The organism is Leptospira harrisiae (genome assembly GCF_002811945.1).
GTDB classification, from domain to species: Bacteria; Spirochaetota; Leptospiria; order Leptospirales; family Leptospiraceae; genus Leptospira_A; species Leptospira_A harrisiae.
The window spans coordinates 195,764-213,073 of record NZ_NPDX01000004.1 but is presented as its reverse complement, the minus strand read 5'-3'; the positions used below and the strand labels follow the sequence as shown (position 1 = coordinate 213,073).

The following is a 17,310-nucleotide window of genomic DNA, read 5'->3' as shown; positions in this document are numbered from 1 at the left end:
GATCTGCAATGAAAAAAGATATTCATAAGTCCACTTTTCTTTCTAAACCCATAAAATTGATTCTTTATACCTTATTGTTTTTTTGCGGATTGGTTTTTGCTGCCAGATTCATTGATTCCTTTGACTTTTTAAGATTTTCTTATGGCCATTATCATTTCCCAGCTGGAAAAAAAATTCCTTATTTCCGAGGAGGGGAAAGAGAATTTGGGGAGATCAATGAATATGGAGTTCGGATTGGAAATCTAAAAAAAAATCCAGATTGTAGGTATTTGCTGTTAGGTGATTCTCAGACTTTTGGATCGGGATTGTTTTGGAAGGATACATTCGCGGAAATTTTAAATCGAGAGACAAAATGCCAGTGGACCAATGTGGGTATTCCTGGCTTTACCTTAGAAAACGAATTTTCTATGTATTTAAAACTGAGTCCTGTTTTAAAAGTGACAACTGTATATTTGTTTGTTTATGGGAATGACATATATGAAACTGGTGATACTCCAGACTATGTTCATTTTGTGAATCATCAAAAAAAATACATTCACCTGTTTTCGTTTTTCTTTCCAAACTCAGCACGATTGTTTTTGAAAAAATCTTATTTTGATTCCATTCAAGTGAGAATGGAAGAGGAGTTGGAAAGAGTATCTAAACTTCCATATGTTCCTTCAGTTTTAAAAACCAAAAAAAATGAAATGGTTGATTTCCTCCCACTCAAAACATTATTCCAAATCAGTCCCAATTATCTTTCGAGTTCCCTTGATACTAAAACTTTTGCAAAATTAAATTTTGATCGATGGAGGAAAATATTTTTACAATTAAAAGATAAAATAAATAAAGATGGGAAAGATCTTAAGGTAGTTTATATTCCTTTGGAAGTGGAATATGACAAAACTCGTTATGAAATATATAAAGACATAGGATTTCAAATGAATCCTAGTTGGTTGGAATCTGATTCCGAGTTGGTTTTGGATTTGATTCAGTTAACAAAGGAAAATCACATTCCATTCATCGATTTAAGGCATTTAATGCGATACAGAACAGATTTATTACAAAGTGGAGATATCCATATCAATGAGGTGGCCACTCGATTGATTGCTGATATTCTTAAAAAAGATTTATAAATTAAAATTATTTTTTCTTTTGATTAGGTTTGTTCCAAGTTTTTTAGAATGGGACAGTCTGGCCTATGGTCGCCATGGCAATGTTTGACGAGGGTTTTTAATGTATCCGACATATCCTTTAGTTGTTTAAGTTTCAAATCCAATTCGTTTAAATGTTTTTCAGCGAGTGATTTTACTTGTTTGCTACTTCGGGATTTATTTTTCCAAAGTCCAAGTAAACTTTTAATATCTTCGAGTGGAAATCCAAGTTCTCGCGATCTTTTGATAAAACGTAAGTAGTGGATGTCTTCTGGTGTATAAAACCTATACCCATTTTCAGTTCTACCTGCTTCTGGAATGAGTCCAATTCCTTCGTAGTGACGAATGAGTTTTGTGCTGACTCCCGATTCTTTGGAAAGTTCTCCAATATTCATATCTATCTCCAAAAAAAATTATAAAAATAATAAAAAAAAGTGAAATCGGCTATTGACCTTCCAACGGTTGGAAGGTTTAGACTGGATCTATGTTGACAAAGGAGTTATCATGAAGCCAATCAAAAATTTTATCAAACTAGCTGTTTTGGTTCTTTTCATTAGTTTAAACCAGATGGCGGCACATGGGGAACACAAACCAGGTCCTCATGGTGGAGTGATTCGGATGCCGGGAGCTTTCCATACTGAGGTTCTTCCATACCAAAATTTGGGTTTTAAAGTGTATCTATTGGATATAAATTTTGAAAATCCTACTTCCAAAAATTCGAAGTTAAGAGCTAAAGTAATATCAAATGGTATGGAAATCCCTTTGAAGTGTTCGGACCATCCTGATCATTTTTATTGTGAGATCCCGAATGGAAAGTCGGTGTTGGAAGGAGAGTTAATTCTTTCGCCTGAATGGAATATGCAAAAAGGTGCGGATGTAAAATACAAACTTCCGTTATCTGAGAAAAAAGTAGAAATTAAGGAGCATCATCATGGTTAATTATGAAATTGAAGGAATGACTTGTGGACATTGCAAAAAAACTGTAGAGAAAGTGTTTGCAGAAAATGGAAAAGAAGCAACTGCAAATTTAGATTTAAAAACTGTCTCAGTAAAAGAATCTTTAACGGATGCGGAGTTAAATTTACTACGTGAACGTTTAGGAGAGGATGGATATTCACTTGGAAACGTTAAGTAATACCACCGAACGAACATTAGATCTTTTTGGTATGACATGTGCGAATTGTGCCCTTCGAATTGAGAAGGGCCTTTCGAAAATGGATGGAGTCTATGAAGTTCGTGTTAACTTTGCCCGTGAGTCTGTTTTTTTGCGAACCTCAGATTCCGTCAGTATCGGTTCTCTTTTAGAAAAAGTTGAGTCACTTGGATATTCCGCACTGGTTCATGATGCAAATAAACAATCTGAAACTGAAAAAAAACAAAAAGAACAAATTCGAAATTTAAAAGTTCGGTTTCTTTTATCAGTTTTCTTCTCCTTACCATTGTTTTATGGAATGGTAACCCATTTTCAGTTTTTAAGTTTTATACCGATGCCGCATTTTTTAATGGATAGGTTTGTTCAGATGGCCATTGCATTCCCAGTTCAATTCCTAATTGGATTTCCGTTTTATAAGTCTGCTTACCGAGCTTTACGGAATGGGTCAGCAAATATGGATGTCCTCGTTGTCATTGGTACAAGTGCTGCTTATGGTTATAGTATATTTGGCAAAGACTTATACTTTGAAACTTCAGCAGTCCTAATTACTTTTATTTTAGGGGGTAAATGGATTGAACATTTTGCCAAAGGGAAAAGCAGTGATGGAATCAATGCTCTACTTAAACTTCGACCAGAGACAGCCACTGTAAAATCCAATGGTGAATGGACTGAAGTTCCCAACGAATATTTAAAACAAGGTGACATGGTTTTGGTAAAGGCAGGGGAAAGGTTTCCAATGGATGGTATTGTTTCCGAGGGAGCGAGTTTCGCCGATGAATCAATGTTAACTGGCGAAAGTATGCCGGTAGAAAAAAAAATCGGTGATTCAATTTTGAGTGGCACAGTCAACGGGAATGGTTCGCTTGTCGTGAAAGCAACGAAAGTTGGGAATGACACAACACTTTCGCATATCATTCGTTCAGTGGAAGAGTCTCTCGGTACCAAAGCACCCATTCAGAGGATTGCCGATCAAATTTCAGCCTATTTTGTTCCAATTGTCATTTCGATTAGTCTCATAGATTTTTTTGTTTGGTACTTTGCGTTTACACCTGGTGATATTACATCAGCCATAGAAACAAGCATTGCAATTCTTGTGATTGCTTGTCCCTGTGCATTGGGTCTTGCTACGCCAATTTCATTACTTGTTGGTACAGGACGAGCTGCCAAACATGGTGTGTTGTTTAGAAGTGCAGAGGCTTTAGAATCGGTTTCTAAAATCAATTGGATTGCGTTTGATAAAACGGGAACATTGACGGAAGGAAAACCAAAAGTTACTGAAATGATCCATTTTGGCTTAGAACAAGCCAGCCAAGACCAAATTTTAAAAAACGTTGTTAGGATGGAACAAACTTCTGATCACCCGCTTGCCAAAGCCATTGTGGGTTATGGAAAGGAAAAAAATCTTTTACCAAATTCTGATTTGCTTGTTTCTACTAAAACTTTTCCTGGTGGTGGAATTCAATCAGAACAAGAAGGAAATTATTATGTTGCCGGCAAACGAACGTTTGTTGAAGAAAGTGGTTTTATCATTTCTAAATCCATCCAAGAATCCATTACAACTTGGTCAGAAGATGGATCGAGTTTGGTATTTGTTGGGATTCGTGGAAACATAGAAGGGATGATTGTTTTTCGAGTTGAGGACAGTTTGCGTAATGATGCAAAAGAAGCGATTTCCTCACTAAAGTCAATGGGTGTAGAACCTGTCCTTCTGACAGGAGACCATCCAAATTCTGCAAACAAAGTAGCCGAGTTAGTAGGAATCTCAGCAGTTTATGCAGGTCTTCTTCCTGAAGAAAAAGCAAAGATCATCGTCACTTTCAAAACAGAAAAAATCCATTCAGCAATGGTGGGAGATGGAATCAATGATGCGCCTGCGCTAGCATCAGCAGATGTTGGAATTGCTATGGGAACTGGGTCTGATGTTGCGATCCAAACTGCCGATGTAGTCCTTGTGAATGGAGACATCCAAAGAATTGTGGATCTAATTAGTATCGGTAAGGACACAGTCACTAACATTCGACAAAATTTTGTTTGGGCACTTGGTTACAATTTATTAGGAATTCCAATCGCTGCATCTGGACTTCTTCTTCCTTGGGTGAGTGGTGCGGCTATGGCATTCAGTTCTATTTCAGTGGTTTTGAATGCACTTCGAATGAGTCGTTGGAAATAAAAGTATAAATACAAGTGGTGTAACTTTTGGACATTCGATTTATCAATCCTCCTTCAAATTTAAAATCTTCTGTTAAGGAGTTTTGGATTTGGCAAGAAGTGAAAACTCGAGAACTTCCTTGGATTCTTCCATCTTACGAGTGTGAGATGGTTTTTCATTTGACGGAACCTCCACTTGTAGAAACTGAAAATCGACAACTAATTCGGTTGCCAAAATTACATATGGTTGGACCACAAACAAGGAGATGGAGGATTCTTTCTGAATCTGATTTATCTCTGATTGCAATTCGGTTTTTTGTGGGAGGATTGTTTACTCTTTTTTCTAAACGGGCTGATGAGTTACAAAACCAATTTATTGAAATTGGTAATGAATCAATGTTAGGTGAGTTTTTGGATTATGAATTCCCTTCGGAAAATCGAATTTTTGAATTTCTTTCTAAGTTTTTGAATGAATTTTCGGGACAACCTTCGGAAATTCCCACTTATGTTCGATTTGCCCTTTTAGAACTCACACGACCCAACACTCCAATTGAAATACTTTGTAAAAAATTGGGAATTTCCAGAAAACAATTGGATCGTAAATTCAAAGAAATTGTGGGGATGAATCCATCTGAATACAGAACAGTGCACAGGTTACTTGAGATGGTGCGAAATCCGGACCACTACAGAAAAAACAATCCAGACATACGTTTTACTGACTTGGCTCATGAATTCGAATATTCTGACCAGTCTCATTTCAATCATGATTTTAAACGCATTTCTGGAAGTATTCCTAACGAATGGTTCGCAGAATACGAAAAAATGTCCCATTTTTACAATGGAGATTCGTCTCATACTGATAGGATAGAAACATGATACAAAACATTATCGATTTCGTTGGTAAAACAAAATTTAATCTCAGATTACGCACATTGTGTTCCGCCATTACTAGAGAAGATAAAGAATCGTTTGATTTGTTATTATCTGATCCAGAATTAAAAGAAGTTTTAGTATCTGAATCTGCCTTGTTACTTGGAATCGTTGTTACAGAAGTTTCCGATATCTATTATTTGAAAAAATTGTTATCCTTAGGTTTAGATCCGAATAGACCAGATAACATGGGTTTGTATCCAATTCACAAAGCAACCGAAACAGGGAACATTGAAGCAGTGGAAGTATTGTTAAATTCGGCAGCTGATCCCAATTCCGCTGATCCAAGTGGAGTGACTGCGCTCCATATCGCCAATAGCTTTGACGGTCTTGGTGAAATATCAGATTTACTCATTCGTATGGGTGCCAATATTTACCAAAGAGACAAACTTGGTAAACGTTACTTAATGTAACTTAAAAATTAAATTCCAAACTTTTTAGTGCCCATAAACTTTCTTGTCTGAATGGGCCGCTTCCTGATCTTTGTGAATATGATCGGAACACCATTTACACCCAAAGCTACAAAACTTTTACTCCTTGGATCGGGAGAACTTGGCAAAGAAGTTGCGATTGAAGCCAATCGCCTAGGTGTTCATGTCATTGCAGTGGATCGTTATCCAAATGCACCGGCTATGCTTGTTGCACAGGAATCTCGTGTCATCAATATGTTAGATCCAATCGAATTGGAAGCCACCATACGAGAGTTAAAACCTGATTTTGTTGTTCCAGAAATTGAAGCCATTCATACAGAAACATTGGTTCAATTGGAAGCCGAAGGTTTTTGTATCATCCCAAGTGCCAAAGCAGTGAACCTTACGATGAACCGGGAGGGGATTCGTAATTTTGTTTCTAGAGAACTGGGAATCAAAACTTCCCAATTTCTTTTTGCTGATACCGAAGCAGATTTTACCCAAGCGGTAAAACAGATTGGATTTCCTTGTGTGGTCAAACCCATTATGAGTTCCTCCGGAAAAGGACAAAGTTTGGTACGAAACGAATCCGAGATCCTAAAGGCTTGGGAATATGGACAAACGGGAGGGAGAACTGGAAAAGGTAAAATGATCATTGAAGAATTTATACCTTTTGATTTTGAAATCACACTTCTCACCATACGTCATATAGGTGGAACTCAGTTTCTACCACCGATTGGACATAGACAGGTGAACGGAGATTATGTGGAATCGTGGATGCCACAACCCATGACAGAACTTGCTTTACGTGCAGCAGAAAAAATTGCAGAAACCGTCACCACTGGACTTGGAGGACTGGGAATTTTTGGAGTCGAACTATTCGTGAAAGGGGACGAAGTGTACTTTAGCGAAGTATCTCCAAGACCGCATGATACAGGACTTGTCACTCTCATTTCTCAAAATTATTCTGAATTTTCTCTCCATGCGAGAGCTTTACTTGGCCTTCCTATACCTGAACTTATTTTCCAAACACCTGCAGCCAGTTCCGCCATTCTTTTGGAAGGAAAAACAACTTCTCCGGTTTATATTGGTTTAGAGGATGCTTTGAAACAAAAGGGAGTGGACATTCGGATTTTTGGGAAACCGGAAATAGATGGAAAACGACGAATGGGTGTTAGTTTAGCGCTCGGAGCCACGATCGAAGAAGCCAAAGAAAAAGCAAACCGCGCTAGGGATTTGATCCACCTGCAATAACGAGTTACCAATGAATGAACTAATCTTTTTTAATTTCTGGAGCTTTGTAGTTTGTCATCATACTTTCGTAGATACTTTCTTCCCCAAAAGGTAAAAAGGAATTATCATAATGAAGTGCGAGTAGTGGGTTCGTCCCTTTTCCAAATCCTCTAATGAGTTCCGATTCGATAGAATCAAAATCAGAATTCTCAATGGAATCCATATACTTACCGTCGTGTAAAAGATTGAGAAATACGACGAACTTTCCCGCATGTTTTAAAATCTTAAGGGAAAACAACATTTCTCGAAGTTTTAATAGATACAGTAGGGGACGTGTGTTCCTTGCCATCACTAACTTCTGTTCGGCTTCGCTTACGTCCCTTAGGGCAAGTCGTAAAAAAGCACGGGTTTGTGTTTTTTCTTTGTCACGTGATTTTCTACCAAGAGATTCCAATTCAGAACGAACCAGTGTTATATTTTTGGTGAGAATTTTATCATACAGTTTGATGAGTTTGGATTGTGTAGAACGAACAGCTAAATAGGCATCTCCATACCGACCTTGGATGTGGAGGCTTTTGAATCGTAAATACTCATCGATGATTTCTCTGTATTCTTGTTTTTCTTCCGGACTTCCTAAGTGGATGATACTGGAATCAAGGGAACGAACCAAAAGATAATTTTCTTCTGCACCAAAGGCCACTTGTAAGTTGCCGTTGGCATAGTTTCCCCCAGCTGTGCAGAGACAGAGGCAAGTAAGGAAACAAAAAAGAAAAGTTCGCACAGTACAGTTTCGGAATTCCAAGGCTCCAAAAAAAGTCCATAATTTGAGAGGTGGTTTTTCTAGTGATTATGTCATTGAAATCACCATTTCTGTAGGAGATCCTCCGCAATTTCTTTTCGATTCTACTCGTCGTTTCCGGTTCTTTTTCGATCCTGGTTCTAACTAGAAGGAAATGCCTTCGAAAATGATATGATTAAAATCTCTGGTTTAAACAAACAATTTAATGGCAATGTCTTATTTGATGACTTACAATTTGGCGTCAATCGTGGCGAACGAGTGGGTCTTGTGGGCCGCAATGGACATGGTAAATCCACCCTTGTCCAAATCATTTTAGGAAAAACTGAGCCGGACTCAGGCAACATCACGATCCCCAAAGGATACCGCATTGGACATTTGGAACAACACTTAGTATTCACAAAACCAACTGTATTGGAAGAATGTGCTCTTGGCCTTCCTGAAGGGGATGAATACGAAACTTGGAAAGTAGAACGAATTCTTTTTGGTCTTGGATTTTCAGAAAAAGATATGGAAAGAAGCCCAGATGAATTTTCAGGTGGATACCAAATTCGGATGAACTTGGCCAAACTTCTTGTTTCGGCTCCGGATATGTTGATTCTTGATGAACCAAACAACTATTTGGATATCGTCACCATACGTTGGTTAGAGGAATTTCTTCGGGAATGGGAAGGAGAAATTATCCTCATCACTCACGATAGAAGTTTTATGGATAGTGTTGTAACACATACCGTAGCCATTCATAGAACCAAAGCCATCAAAGTACAAGGTGATACTGAAAAGTTATACACGCAGATCAACCAAGCAGAAGAGATTTACGAAAAAACAAGACAGAACGAAGCGAAAAAACGCAAACAAGAAGAGATCTTTATTGCCAAGTTCAAAGCAAAAGCAAGTTTTGCAAGTCGCGCGCAATCCCGTGTTAAGAAGTTAGAAAAACAAGGGGAAATGAAAGCACTCGACACCATTGAAGATATGGAACTTTATTTTAACAGCGCTCCATTCTCCGCAAGTCAGATGTTAAGTGTTGAAGAGGTTTCTTTTTCTTATGACAAAAAAACTCCCAACTTATTTGAAAACTTTTCCATCAGTGTAGGTCCAGAAGATCGCATTTGTATCATAGGGAAAAACGGAAAAGGAAAGTCTACTTTACTTAAGTTAATTGCAGGTGAGTTAAACCCAGTTTCCGGTGCCGTCAAAAAACATCCTATTTTGAAAGAAGGATACTTCGGCCAAACCAACAAACTGAACATGAACGAAAGTAACACAGTTGTCCAAGAGATCATGAGTGCGGATTCCAATTGTTCGGAAGGAAAAGCAAGGAACATTGCTGGTGGACTTATGTTTTCCGAAGACCTGGCCTTAAAAAAGATTAAGGTTCTCTCCGGAGGAGAAAAGAGCCGGGTTCTACTTGGGAAAATTTTGGTCACACCTTGCCATTTATTGTATTTGGATGAACCGACAAACCACTTGGACATGCAGTCTTGTGACTCACTCATTGAAGCCATAGATAACTTTGATGGTTCCGTAATCATGGTCACACACAACGAAATGCACTTGCGTGCTGTGGCCACAAAACTAATTGTATTCGATGACAACCGAGTTTTTGTTTATGACGGGGGTTATGACGACTTCCTGAAAGACATTGGCTGGAAGGATGAAACCGTTTGAAATCGATCCTCACTCTAAAACAAGTTTCCAAGTCTTATGACAATGGATTCCAAGCATTAAAGGATGTAAATTGGGAAGTAAAGGAAGGCGAAATCCATGCTCTCCTTGGACCCAATGGAGCCGGAAAAACCACACTGATCAATTTGGTCTGTGGAATCGTATCACCAAGCGCTGGTGAGGTGTCTGTTGGTGGATTTGATATCATCAGAGATTTTAAAAAGACAAGATCTCTGATTGGACTTGTTCCCCAAGAGCTCAGTGTCCATGCTTTTGAAACGGTCTGGGCTAGTGTATCATTTACACGGGGACTCTATGGAAAACCAGCAAACCCAAAATACATTGAAGAAGTTTTAAAATCACTTTCCCTTTGGGACAAAAAGGACCAAAGGATTATGACTTTGTCTGGAGGGATGAAACGAAGAGTTTTAATCGCCAAAGCATTGTCACACGAGCCGAAAATTCTTTTTTTAGATGAACCAAGTGCCGGTGTAGACGTGGAACTACGAAAGGATATGTGGAAGATTGTAGAATCTCTTCGAAAAAATGGGGTTACCATCATCCTTACGACCCACTACATCGAAGAAGCAGAATCCATTGCCGATAGAATTTCAGTGATTAGAAAAGGTGAGATTTTTCTTACCGAAGACAAAGATCGCCTTATGAAACAACTCGGTAAAAAACAACTTAGGATTGAACTGAAAAAAAGTCTAAAACTCATTCCTAAGTCACTTGCGAAATATACCTTGGAACTTGTGGATCAAAATTCCGCTCTCGTGTTTACGTATGACCGCTCTGATGATAGTAGCCTCATTACCAAACTTCTGGATGATTTGAAAAAATTAAAAATCCAATTTAGTGATTTGAGTACAAAACAAAGTTCATTAGAAGAAATCTTTGTTCAGTTATTACAGGAGGCTGTATGAATTTTTACGCAATCAAGTCAATTTACAGATTTGAAATGGCAAGAACCTTTCGAACACTTTTACAAAGTATTGCCTCGCCTGTACTTTCTACTTCTTTATACTTTATTGTATTCGGGTCGGCCATTGGATCACGTATCCAAGAAATTGATGGAATCCATTATGGAAGTTTCATTGTTCCGGGGCTTGTGATGTTGTCACTTCTTACAGAAAGTATATCCAATGCTTCTTTTGGAATTTATTTTCCTAAGTTCAATGGAACCATTTATGAAATCCTTTCGGCACCGGTTACCATGTGGGAAGTTGTGATTGGGTATGTGGGTGCTGCGGCCACAAAATCACTGATGCTTGGTGTATTAATGCTGATTACTGCATCTTTTTTTGTACCCATTCGCATCGATCATCCCATTCTAATGGTATTTTTTCTAGTGCTAACTTGTATTAGTTTTAGTTTGTTTGGATTTGTGATAGGAATTTGGGCGGATAGTTTTGAAAAACTCCAAATGATTCCTATGCTCGTCATCACTCCCCTTGTATTTCTTGGTGGAAGTTTTTATTCCATCCAGATGTTGCCACCATTCTGGCAAAAACTCAGTATGTTCAATCCAGTTTTGTATTTAGTGAGTGGGTTCCGGTATAGTTTTTTTGAAAGGGCTGATGTGGCACTTTCTGTGAGTATTTCTATGATCCTTGTATTTTTGACAGTATGTTTGACCGTGACTTGGATTATCTTCAGAACGGGATATAAAATTAAAAACTAAGTTTTAAAGAATTAGTGAAACAAAGTTCCTCTATTCACATAAACCATCTAAGGATTCTAAAAAAATCCTTAGATTAATTGATTTTTTGTCTTAGTTTTTTTAAATCTTCCACTAACCTTTGTACATCGCCCGTACCTTTGGCGCGGTAGATCCCACGTAAATACTTATCTTTATCAAATAAAAAAATATTTTCCGTATGAACAAACTCATACTTCCCACGTTCTACAGAAAATCCTTCCATCTCCGCACCACAAGTTTCTTTGGCAAAATTTTCAATTTCCTTTTCTTTCCCCGTAAAAAAACTCCAATTCGGATTTTTGATCTGAAAGGTTTTACGATAATTCTGTAAAACGGGAACTGTATCTTCCTTAGGATTGATGGAGATCGAAAAAATTTTGAGATTTGGAAATTCTGAAAGGTTCGGTTCTACTTGGATTAAGTTTCTCGTGATTAAGGGACAAATCCCGTGACAGGTAGCATAAAAAAAAACCACCAAATGTTCGCTTGGTGCCCAGTCTTTCGAAAGAATTTGGTTTCCCGTATGTTCCGTTAAGGCAAAAGATTTCGGAATTTTTTTTAAGGATAAATCCTTTTCTGGATTTTCTACCCAAACTGGATCAAAATCTTTCCCTGAAAAATAAGGCAGGACACTGGCACTAGGAGTTTGTTCTGATTTTTTGCAGTTTGTATGGAACAAACAAAGTGTAATTAAAAATAAAATTAAGGGCGAAGGAGAAAATCTATTTCGGAGATTTTGATTGGTATTTTTTTCTTTGAAGTTAGCGAGACTGTTTGGAATAGAAATTATTGGTATCATGGAAGTTTTTATTTTACCTCAGGAATTGGTTCACAGAGTTTACTCCCTGGCTTTCCAAAACTTTCGCCAGTTTCCGTAAAAACATGGTTTAGGTATATTTGTCCTCGTCGGTTCCATTTTTTTGAAACTTTGGGTCGACCTGAATCATTAAACGTTTGATAGGTGGCCATTTTACCATTGTCAAAATAATCTATAGATTCACCTATGGGTTTGCCGTTTTCAAATTCCGATTTTTGTCTTAGGTTCCCATTTTCAAAATAACTAAATTGTTTTCCATGTTTTTGTCCATACCGAATGTTTCTATCTTCGATTAATGTTCCGTTTTCTTTTTTTGCCGTATAATGACCGTGAGGAACTCCTTTGTAATATTCGGTTTCATAAATTTCTAAAAGGATAGGATTTTTTTGAATCAAAATGCCTGTCAGTGGTTTCCCTTGGTAAAGAAGGAAGTGATTAGAATCTTCAGATAATCCTTTGTCCTCTGCATCAATACGAAGCGGAGAACAAAAAACTAGGTTGCAATAAAAAAGTAGGAAGAGGAGAATCCAACTCCCTACATAGCGAGTGTTAATTGGAAACTGTTCCAGGGGTTCCGTAAAAATTTGAACCAATTAAAGTATTAATTCCTGCTGTGGCATCACTTGCAAAATGGTAGTGGTAGATTCCGCCAGGGAATAACAATGTTGGCGCAGTGTGGCCATGATTTGCATCTAATGCAGGACCAACTGTTCCAGGGACATTGTCATCTGCAGTAGACGAAGTGTTATTATCACAATGTAAACCATAAACAGGGAACCCATCAATTAAGACTCCTACCAAGTTTGCATTATTATTGGTTACATTGAGTGGTTGGGAGTGGTGGTGGTAAACTCCAGAGCTTTGTGGATGGCCATTGAATGTATCAAAAGTTTGTGCTTCCGTTGCCAATGTATCACCGGGAGCTGCAGCATTGTTGAAAATAGCAAGTCCATTCACCGTAATGCCTACAGAAGCATAACCACTTTGTGTTCCCACTAATGAGCCAGACTTGGCAGCCGGAGAACTCGGGATGGTGTATACCAAACACTGGGAAGCAATTTGATTGTTTCCTGCAGATTTTTGTCCACCTGCAAGTGCTACATACATGGGAGAAGAGGTTCCAAAATAAAAACTTTTGTTATTCGGAATGTTTTGCGAGCGGAAAACGTAATTGGATCCGGAGACAGATCCGACGGAACATTTAAAATAGTTACGTATCCAAGCTGGAAGATCTGCGGACATTGATGAGGTCATTCCAGTGATACAATCTGTGTTTGTATTTAATGTTGCAGTCGAATTGACAACTGTTGTTCCTGTATATGCTGCATTGGCACAAATTTTTGTTGCAGCAGCAGCTAGCAGTAGTAAGGCTTCTTCATCGGAATCAGATTTAGGTTTGCATTGGTACAAAAATAATCCAATTAGAATTAGTAGAGAAAATAATCGGAAGTTCGACATTGGCATAGTCAAAACAAATTAGAATGATTCTTAACTTTGTCAAGAAATTCGTGACTGGGGAGTTCCCTTTCTCCCTTAAGTACATCTCCGATAAAAAATGATTAGTAGATTTTCAAAAGCTCAACTTCGAAAATCAAAGTAGAATCCGGCGGAATGTTCCCAACTTTTTTACTTCCGTAACCAAGTTCCGGTGGGATGATGAGTTTGCGTTTGCCACCCACTCGCATACCTTTGATTCCTTTGTCCCAACCTTTTACCACTTCTCCTGCACCTAAATTGAATTCGAAAGGTCGATTTCGATCACGAGAACTATCAAATTTGGTTCCGTTTGTGAGTTTGCCCACATAATGCACAGTGACATAGGATCCGGAAAATGCTTCTTCCCCTTTCCCTACAACTAGATCAATGATTTGGAAGTCCTTTTCTGCAGATTGGATGGGAAGTACCAAAACAAAAAGGAAAAATAAGACAGTTCGGATGCAGATCTTCATACGTAGTGAAAGGATTCAAGATTTGGATTTCTTTGCCAATGAAAAAAACTGTTCTTAACAGATTCCAATTTTAGAATAACCAAATGTTTCACGAATTTATTTTCTATTGTCGGGAACTGGAGTCCTTTCTTTTCCGAAACCAAATCCAAGAATTCAAAGAAGGGGATCATGATAGTTTTTTTGCAGAAGAAATGCTTCGTTATATTCAAACAGAATCTTTAAAGATTCCTCAGTCCGAAAAAGACAAATACCAAGAAATACCATGGGAAAAAATCGATACACTTTGGCAGAAGGACTTAGCCCGTGCCTACGATTATATTGATTTAAAAATGTTATATTATATTTGTGCTTATGAAATTCCGAAAATCACAAAAACAATTAAATTGGAAATACGTTAGACTTACGCTGCGGATTTTCCGTTATTTTTGATAATTTCTATATTTTCTTCAAATCTAACTTTTTCTGCATAAGTGCGTTTCCCAGAAAACTCTACACCAACAAGTAAGTCACCTGAGTCTTCTTTTTTTGCCCAAGCAATTTTACCAAAAAAACGAAATGGTGTTTGCAGTTTAAAAACTAATTCTAACAAAATTCCTTTTTGTTTTGGGAGAGTTTCCACCAAGCTACTGTTAGCAATTCTTAGTTTTAATCCAGTTGCTGACAAATCTAACACAGGGAACTTTTCTACAGTGGTCATCAAATTTGCATCTTTGATCCTTTCGATCATCTCAGCGATTTGTGTTTGATAAAAACTTAAATCATCATCGGTAATGAATTTGTCTTTTGTTTGTAACCAGTAGTAGCCAATGGGAATAATTTCTTCTAATTCATTTTTATAAAGAATGGGTACAATGAGTTCCGATTTTATTTTTTTATCTCTTGCGGCCATTGCCAGTTTATCAACTTGTTCATCAATTTCATCTTCATAATTGACAAAACCTTCCGCATCGGATCGGTAACTTTCTGAATTTGTAGCGTCTTTGATAAACAAAATCTTTTGGCTTGATTTAACTACATCAAACTTTCTTTCCAACCCTGATTTAAAAATATCCATAGTCCCTGGTTCCCCAGATCTTGCCATCATCCGTTTGCGATAATCTTCAAAGTTGACTCGCACCAGTGTTGGAATATTAAACATATTGGCTTCAATGATTGTTTTGGAACTGACAATGTTCGTAACGTTGACAAGTCCATCCTCGGTAATTGTAAAACGTGGGCTTAGTCTTTCTTTTTTTGCGATCAGCACTTTATCAACATGGATTTGGATTTTGTGTGGTGAAATTTGTTTTACAAAAGTGCAATGAAGTTCTAGATACCTTGCTAATAATTTTGAAAGGATAAAGGTAGAACCCTGTGTCAATGGCCATACTTCGGACCAATCAACTACAATCTCTTCGCCACCAGGTAACTCCTGTGTGACGGTCATGGATTGGGTTTGTCCATTCCAATTCGAATTCATTTCCTGATTCATGAGATAGTGTAAGATCACATGGTGTTTTTGTTCTTTCCCTGTGATTTGATCCATTGGTCGCATAAGTAAATTCCGAGTTCTTTATTGGGGATTTCGGAAATAAATTTCCGCCCTTATGGAAAGTAAAGAACAGACTCATATCTTTGGCAAGAAAAAGGAAAATTTAAAGTAAAAGCAGATGTTTTTTTTCTGTTAATTCATAACAGAAGCGAATCCATGAAAAATGATTTTGTAGGTGTGAATACTCGGGAAGGTACTGATGTAAAAATGCTTCACAACGTTTCTCTCGTTCAAAATATTTTTTTTCCATCATGATCGTAAGATCATTTAATGTTTTTTCGTATATGTCTGCATCCATATAACCGTCTTGTAAGGCCTTTTTTAGAAACGTACATTTTTCATTCCATTCGAATGGGGAAAGTACTGAAATCGTTTCTATCTCCAACCAAAACTCTTTGAGTTCACGTTCAAACTTTGGAACTTCCTTTTTGATATTTTCACATTTGTAAAAGAGAGTTCGAAGATGGCTGATTGCATATCCGTCGATTTCTGAAGTATGACCATCCCAAAGTGCATGGTAAACCTTAGGAAACGAAAATGTAAACATTGGTCCTGCATACGGACAAATTAGATCCAATTGGTAAGCCCCTCTGGCATTCAACTGCAAGGATCCTTTGACAAGGGTTCCATTTACATTTGTTTCCAAAGTTTTAATGCCGAGCATACTATTATTCAATTGCGTACGTAGTGAAATTTATTGTATCGCGTGGAAATTTTTTATCAAATTTGTAATGCGAGTTCTTTCAGATGTCTATGTTTGTCGATTCCCCTAAGGACAGAATTCGCTATCTTTTTTAGAATAAGTTTTTTGCAACCGAAACTGGGTTGGCGGACTCTGACATTATGGTGTCGAAAGAATTTTCTAGTGAATCTCCTAACAAACCTAAACTTCCCAAAGCGAAAGGGACAAAACGTGCCTTACTTGTGGAAGGAGGCGGGATGAAAGGTGCATTTTCTGGAGGAGTTTTGTATGCTTGGAATAGGTTCTTGCGACCGAATTACTTTGATTTGGTGGTGGGTGTTTCCTCCGGTGCTTGTGCGGCGGCATATTACGTATCAATGCCCAAAAAAGAACCTGTCAAAAGTGAGAAGGCACTGGCTGTTTGGTATAAGGATTTGTCGGGAAGTAAACTGATCTCTTTTTTACATCCGTTTCAGGGCAAAACTCTCCTCAACCAAGAGTATCTCATTGATTTTATCTTTCGTAAAAAAGTTCGCCTGGAATCGGAAACTTTGGATCGAAAGAATGTCCCACATTTTGTAGTTGCGGTGAGTAATTTACATACACATTCTATTGAGTACATCAAAGCAACTTCTTCCAATGTTTTTGATTTATTGAAGGCGGCTACATCATTACCGATCGCCACTCGCGGTAAACATTGGTTAAACGGAACATTATATTCTGATGCTGCCATTTTAAATCCACTTCCGATTCAAGATATCATCGAAGCCGGGTATAAAGAAATTGTGGTGATTATGAATTCGCCCATTCGGCATATATCCGGTCCGCTTACTAGATTTACCAGTTTACTAGCTTTTCCAACTAGACGAACCATCCGTAGGCTGATGCGTAAACTCCACCACTTTCATTTTAATGCAGCAAGAGAACTCGCCGTCAAACCTCCCAAAGGTGTGAAGATCATCACGGTTGCTCCCGATAAACCGCTACCAGTAAAACTTACGACAACGATTCGCACAAAACTTTATAAAACAGTTTTACTTGGTGCCAAGAAGGGCGAAGAAGCCTTACAAAAGATTTTAAAAAGAAAACGGAATCAACATAAATAAGACCTAATTTAGTTAATTAGGAATCGATAGCGTTTTTTAAATTTTTCCTATA

At 37.8% G+C, this 17,310-nt stretch carries 20 protein-coding genes; 12 read left to right on the top strand and 8 right to left on the bottom strand.

Going from position 1 to position 17,310, the window contains the following annotated elements:
* The first annotated feature begins 8 nt into the window (after positions 1-8).
* A complete protein-coding gene (locus tag CH364_RS14320) occupies positions 9-1,115 on the top strand; it encodes an SGNH/GDSL hydrolase family protein (protein WP_100744265.1) in 1,107 nt (368 codons plus the stop codon).
* 23 nt (positions 1,116-1,138) lie between these two features.
* On the opposite strand, the gene cueR is transcribed toward CH364_RS14320, so the two are convergent.
* Complete coding sequence (gene cueR, locus CH364_RS14315) at positions 1,139-1,528, bottom strand: Cu(I)-responsive transcriptional regulator (protein ID WP_100744266.1); 390 nt, start codon at positions 1,526-1,528, stop codon at positions 1,139-1,141.
* Between the two features lie 109 nt (positions 1,529-1,637).
* Here cueR and CH364_RS14310 point away from each other — a divergent pair, with 109 nt between their 5' ends.
* The 6 genes from CH364_RS14310 (at position 1,638) to purT (ending at position 7,028) form a co-directional block, all read left to right on the top strand.
* A complete protein-coding gene (locus CH364_RS14310; protein ID WP_100744778.1) occupies positions 1,638-2,072 on the top strand; it encodes a hypothetical protein in 435 nt (144 codons plus the stop codon).
* Positions 2,065-2,268, top strand: coding sequence for a heavy-metal-associated domain-containing protein (locus CH364_RS14305; RefSeq protein ID WP_100744267.1), 204 nt, complete (start codon positions 2,065-2,067; stop codon positions 2,266-2,268). The genes CH364_RS14310 and CH364_RS14305 overlap by 8 nt, the downstream gene beginning before the upstream one ends.
* On the top strand, positions 2,252-4,456 hold the full coding sequence (locus CH364_RS14300) for a heavy metal translocating P-type ATPase (RefSeq protein WP_100744777.1): 2,205 nt from the start codon (positions 2,252-2,254) through the stop codon (positions 4,454-4,456). Before CH364_RS14305 ends, CH364_RS14300 begins: the two co-directional genes overlap by 17 nt.
* 26 nt (positions 4,457-4,482) lie before the next feature.
* Entirely contained in the window at positions 4,483-5,310 is an 828-nt protein-coding gene (locus tag CH364_RS14295; protein WP_100744268.1) for an AraC family transcriptional regulator, read from the top strand.
* Positions 5,307-5,777 carry an ankyrin repeat domain-containing protein gene (locus tag CH364_RS14290; protein WP_100744269.1) on the top strand — a complete coding sequence of 157 codons (471 nt, stop codon included), beginning with the start codon at positions 5,307-5,309 and terminating at the stop codon, positions 5,775-5,777. The genes CH364_RS14295 and CH364_RS14290 overlap by 4 nt, the downstream gene beginning before the upstream one ends.
* Before the next feature lie 78 nt (positions 5,778-5,855).
* Positions 5,856-7,028, top strand: coding sequence for a formate-dependent phosphoribosylglycinamide formyltransferase (gene purT / locus CH364_RS14285; RefSeq protein ID WP_100744779.1), 1,173 nt, complete (start codon positions 5,856-5,858; stop codon positions 7,026-7,028).
* A gap of 19 nt (positions 7,029-7,047) precedes the next feature.
* Here purT and CH364_RS14280 read toward each other — a convergent pair whose 3' ends face one another.
* Positions 7,048-7,788, bottom strand: a complete 741-nt coding sequence (locus CH364_RS14280; protein WP_100744270.1) for an adhesin OmpL37 family surface protein — start codon at positions 7,786-7,788, stop codon at positions 7,048-7,050.
* A gap of 189 nt (positions 7,789-7,977) precedes the next feature.
* Between CH364_RS14280 and CH364_RS14275 the strand changes: the two genes are divergently transcribed.
* Genes CH364_RS14275 through CH364_RS14265 form a run of 3 tightly spaced genes read left to right on the top strand, consistent with a single transcriptional unit; the run spans position 7,978 to position 11,155 of the window.
* Positions 7,978-9,474: an ABC-F family ATP-binding cassette domain-containing protein gene (locus tag CH364_RS14275; RefSeq protein WP_100744271.1), complete on the top strand. Its 1,497-nt coding sequence runs from the start codon at positions 7,978-7,980 to the stop codon at positions 9,472-9,474.
* Positions 9,471-10,397: an ABC transporter ATP-binding protein gene (locus CH364_RS14270; protein WP_100744272.1), complete on the top strand. Its 927-nt coding sequence runs from the start codon at positions 9,471-9,473 to the stop codon at positions 10,395-10,397. Before CH364_RS14275 ends, CH364_RS14270 begins: the two co-directional genes overlap by 4 nt.
* Positions 10,394-11,155 (top strand): ABC transporter permease, encoded by a 762-nt coding sequence (locus CH364_RS14265; RefSeq protein WP_100744273.1) that lies wholly within the window; start codon positions 10,394-10,396, stop codon positions 11,153-11,155. The genes CH364_RS14270 and CH364_RS14265 overlap by 4 nt, the downstream gene beginning before the upstream one ends.
* Before the next feature lie 73 nt (positions 11,156-11,228).
* Here the strand turns inward: CH364_RS14265 and CH364_RS14260 are convergent, their stop codons facing one another.
* From CH364_RS14260 to CH364_RS14245, 4 genes are all read right to left on the bottom strand, one after another.
* Entirely contained in the window at positions 11,229-11,972 is a 744-nt protein-coding gene (locus tag CH364_RS14260; RefSeq protein ID WP_100744274.1) for an SCO family protein, read from the bottom strand.
* 8 nt (positions 11,973-11,980) lie between these two features.
* Positions 11,981-12,583, bottom strand: a complete 603-nt coding sequence (locus CH364_RS14255) for a toxin-antitoxin system YwqK family antitoxin (protein ID WP_243401388.1) — start codon at positions 12,581-12,583, stop codon at positions 11,981-11,983.
* Positions 12,540-13,454 (bottom strand): YHYH protein, encoded by a 915-nt coding sequence (locus CH364_RS14250; protein WP_100744275.1) that lies wholly within the window; start codon positions 13,452-13,454, stop codon positions 12,540-12,542. The genes CH364_RS14255 and CH364_RS14250 overlap by 44 nt, the downstream gene beginning before the upstream one ends.
* Positions 13,455-13,549: 95 nt before the next feature.
* Positions 13,550-13,939 (bottom strand): FKBP-type peptidyl-prolyl cis-trans isomerase, encoded by a 390-nt coding sequence (locus tag CH364_RS14245; protein ID WP_100744276.1) that lies wholly within the window; start codon positions 13,937-13,939, stop codon positions 13,550-13,552.
* Between the two features lie 83 nt (positions 13,940-14,022).
* Here CH364_RS14245 and CH364_RS14240 point away from each other — a divergent pair, with 83 nt between their 5' ends.
* Complete coding sequence (locus CH364_RS14240; protein WP_100744277.1) at positions 14,023-14,337, top strand: ribonuclease HepT family protein; 315 nt, start codon at positions 14,023-14,025, stop codon at positions 14,335-14,337.
* Positions 14,338-14,339: 2 nt separating this feature from the next.
* On the opposite strand, the gene CH364_RS14235 is transcribed toward CH364_RS14240, so the two are convergent.
* A complete protein-coding gene (locus CH364_RS14235; RefSeq protein WP_100744278.1) occupies positions 14,340-15,473 on the bottom strand; it encodes a DUF1577 domain-containing protein in 1,134 nt (377 codons plus the stop codon).
* A gap of 100 nt (positions 15,474-15,573) precedes the next feature.
* The gene (locus CH364_RS14230) at positions 15,574-16,134 is read right to left on the bottom strand and encodes a hypothetical protein (RefSeq protein ID WP_100744279.1); all 561 of its coding nucleotides are present in this window, start codon (positions 16,132-16,134) and stop codon (positions 15,574-15,576) included.
* Positions 16,135-16,313: 179 nt separating this feature from the next.
* Between CH364_RS14230 and CH364_RS14225 the strand changes: the two genes are divergently transcribed.
* Positions 16,314-17,258, top strand: a complete 945-nt coding sequence (locus CH364_RS14225; protein ID WP_100744280.1) for a patatin-like phospholipase family protein — start codon at positions 16,314-16,316, stop codon at positions 17,256-17,258.
* The last annotated feature ends 52 nt before the right edge of the window (positions 17,259-17,310 follow it).

Bases quoted from the DNA above. Each gene is read 5' to 3' on its own strand.
- CH364_RS14310 (WP_100744778.1), top strand. From the start codon at position 1,638: ATGAAGCCAATCAAAAATTTTATCAAACTAGCTGTTTTGGTTCTTTTC.
- CH364_RS14265 (WP_100744273.1), top strand. From the start codon at position 10,394: ATGAATTTTTACGCAATCAAGTCAATTTACAGATTTGAAATGGCAAGA.
- CH364_RS14235 (WP_100744278.1), bottom strand. From the start codon at position 15,473: ATGCGACCAATGGATCAAATCACAGGGAAAGAACAAAAACACCATGTG.
- CH364_RS14275 (WP_100744271.1), top strand. From the start codon at position 7,978: ATGATTAAAATCTCTGGTTTAAACAAACAATTTAATGGCAATGTCTTA.
- purT (WP_100744779.1), top strand. From the start codon at position 5,856: ATGATCGGAACACCATTTACACCCAAAGCTACAAAACTTTTACTCCTT.
- CH364_RS14260 (WP_100744274.1), bottom strand. From the start codon at position 11,972: ATGATACCAATAATTTCTATTCCAAACAGTCTCGCTAACTTCAAAGAA.
- CH364_RS14245 (WP_100744276.1), bottom strand. From the start codon at position 13,939: ATGAAGATCTGCATCCGAACTGTCTTATTTTTCCTTTTTGTTTTGGTA.
- CH364_RS14250 (WP_100744275.1), bottom strand. From the start codon at position 13,454: ATGCCAATGTCGAACTTCCGATTATTTTCTCTACTAATTCTAATTGGA.
- CH364_RS14320 (WP_100744265.1), top strand. From the start codon at position 9: ATGAAAAAAGATATTCATAAGTCCACTTTTCTTTCTAAACCCATAAAA.
- CH364_RS14225 (WP_100744280.1), top strand. From the start codon at position 16,314: ATGGTGTCGAAAGAATTTTCTAGTGAATCTCCTAACAAACCTAAACTT.
- CH364_RS14240 (WP_100744277.1), top strand. From the start codon at position 14,023: ATGTTTCACGAATTTATTTTCTATTGTCGGGAACTGGAGTCCTTTCTT.
- CH364_RS14230 (WP_100744279.1), bottom strand. From the start codon at position 16,134: ATGCTCGGCATTAAAACTTTGGAAACAAATGTAAATGGAACCCTTGTC.
- CH364_RS14305 (WP_100744267.1), top strand. From the start codon at position 2,065: ATGGTTAATTATGAAATTGAAGGAATGACTTGTGGACATTGCAAAAAA.
- cueR (WP_100744266.1), bottom strand. From the start codon at position 1,528: ATGAATATTGGAGAACTTTCCAAAGAATCGGGAGTCAGCACAAAACTC.
- CH364_RS14290 (WP_100744269.1), top strand. From the start codon at position 5,307: ATGATACAAAACATTATCGATTTCGTTGGTAAAACAAAATTTAATCTC.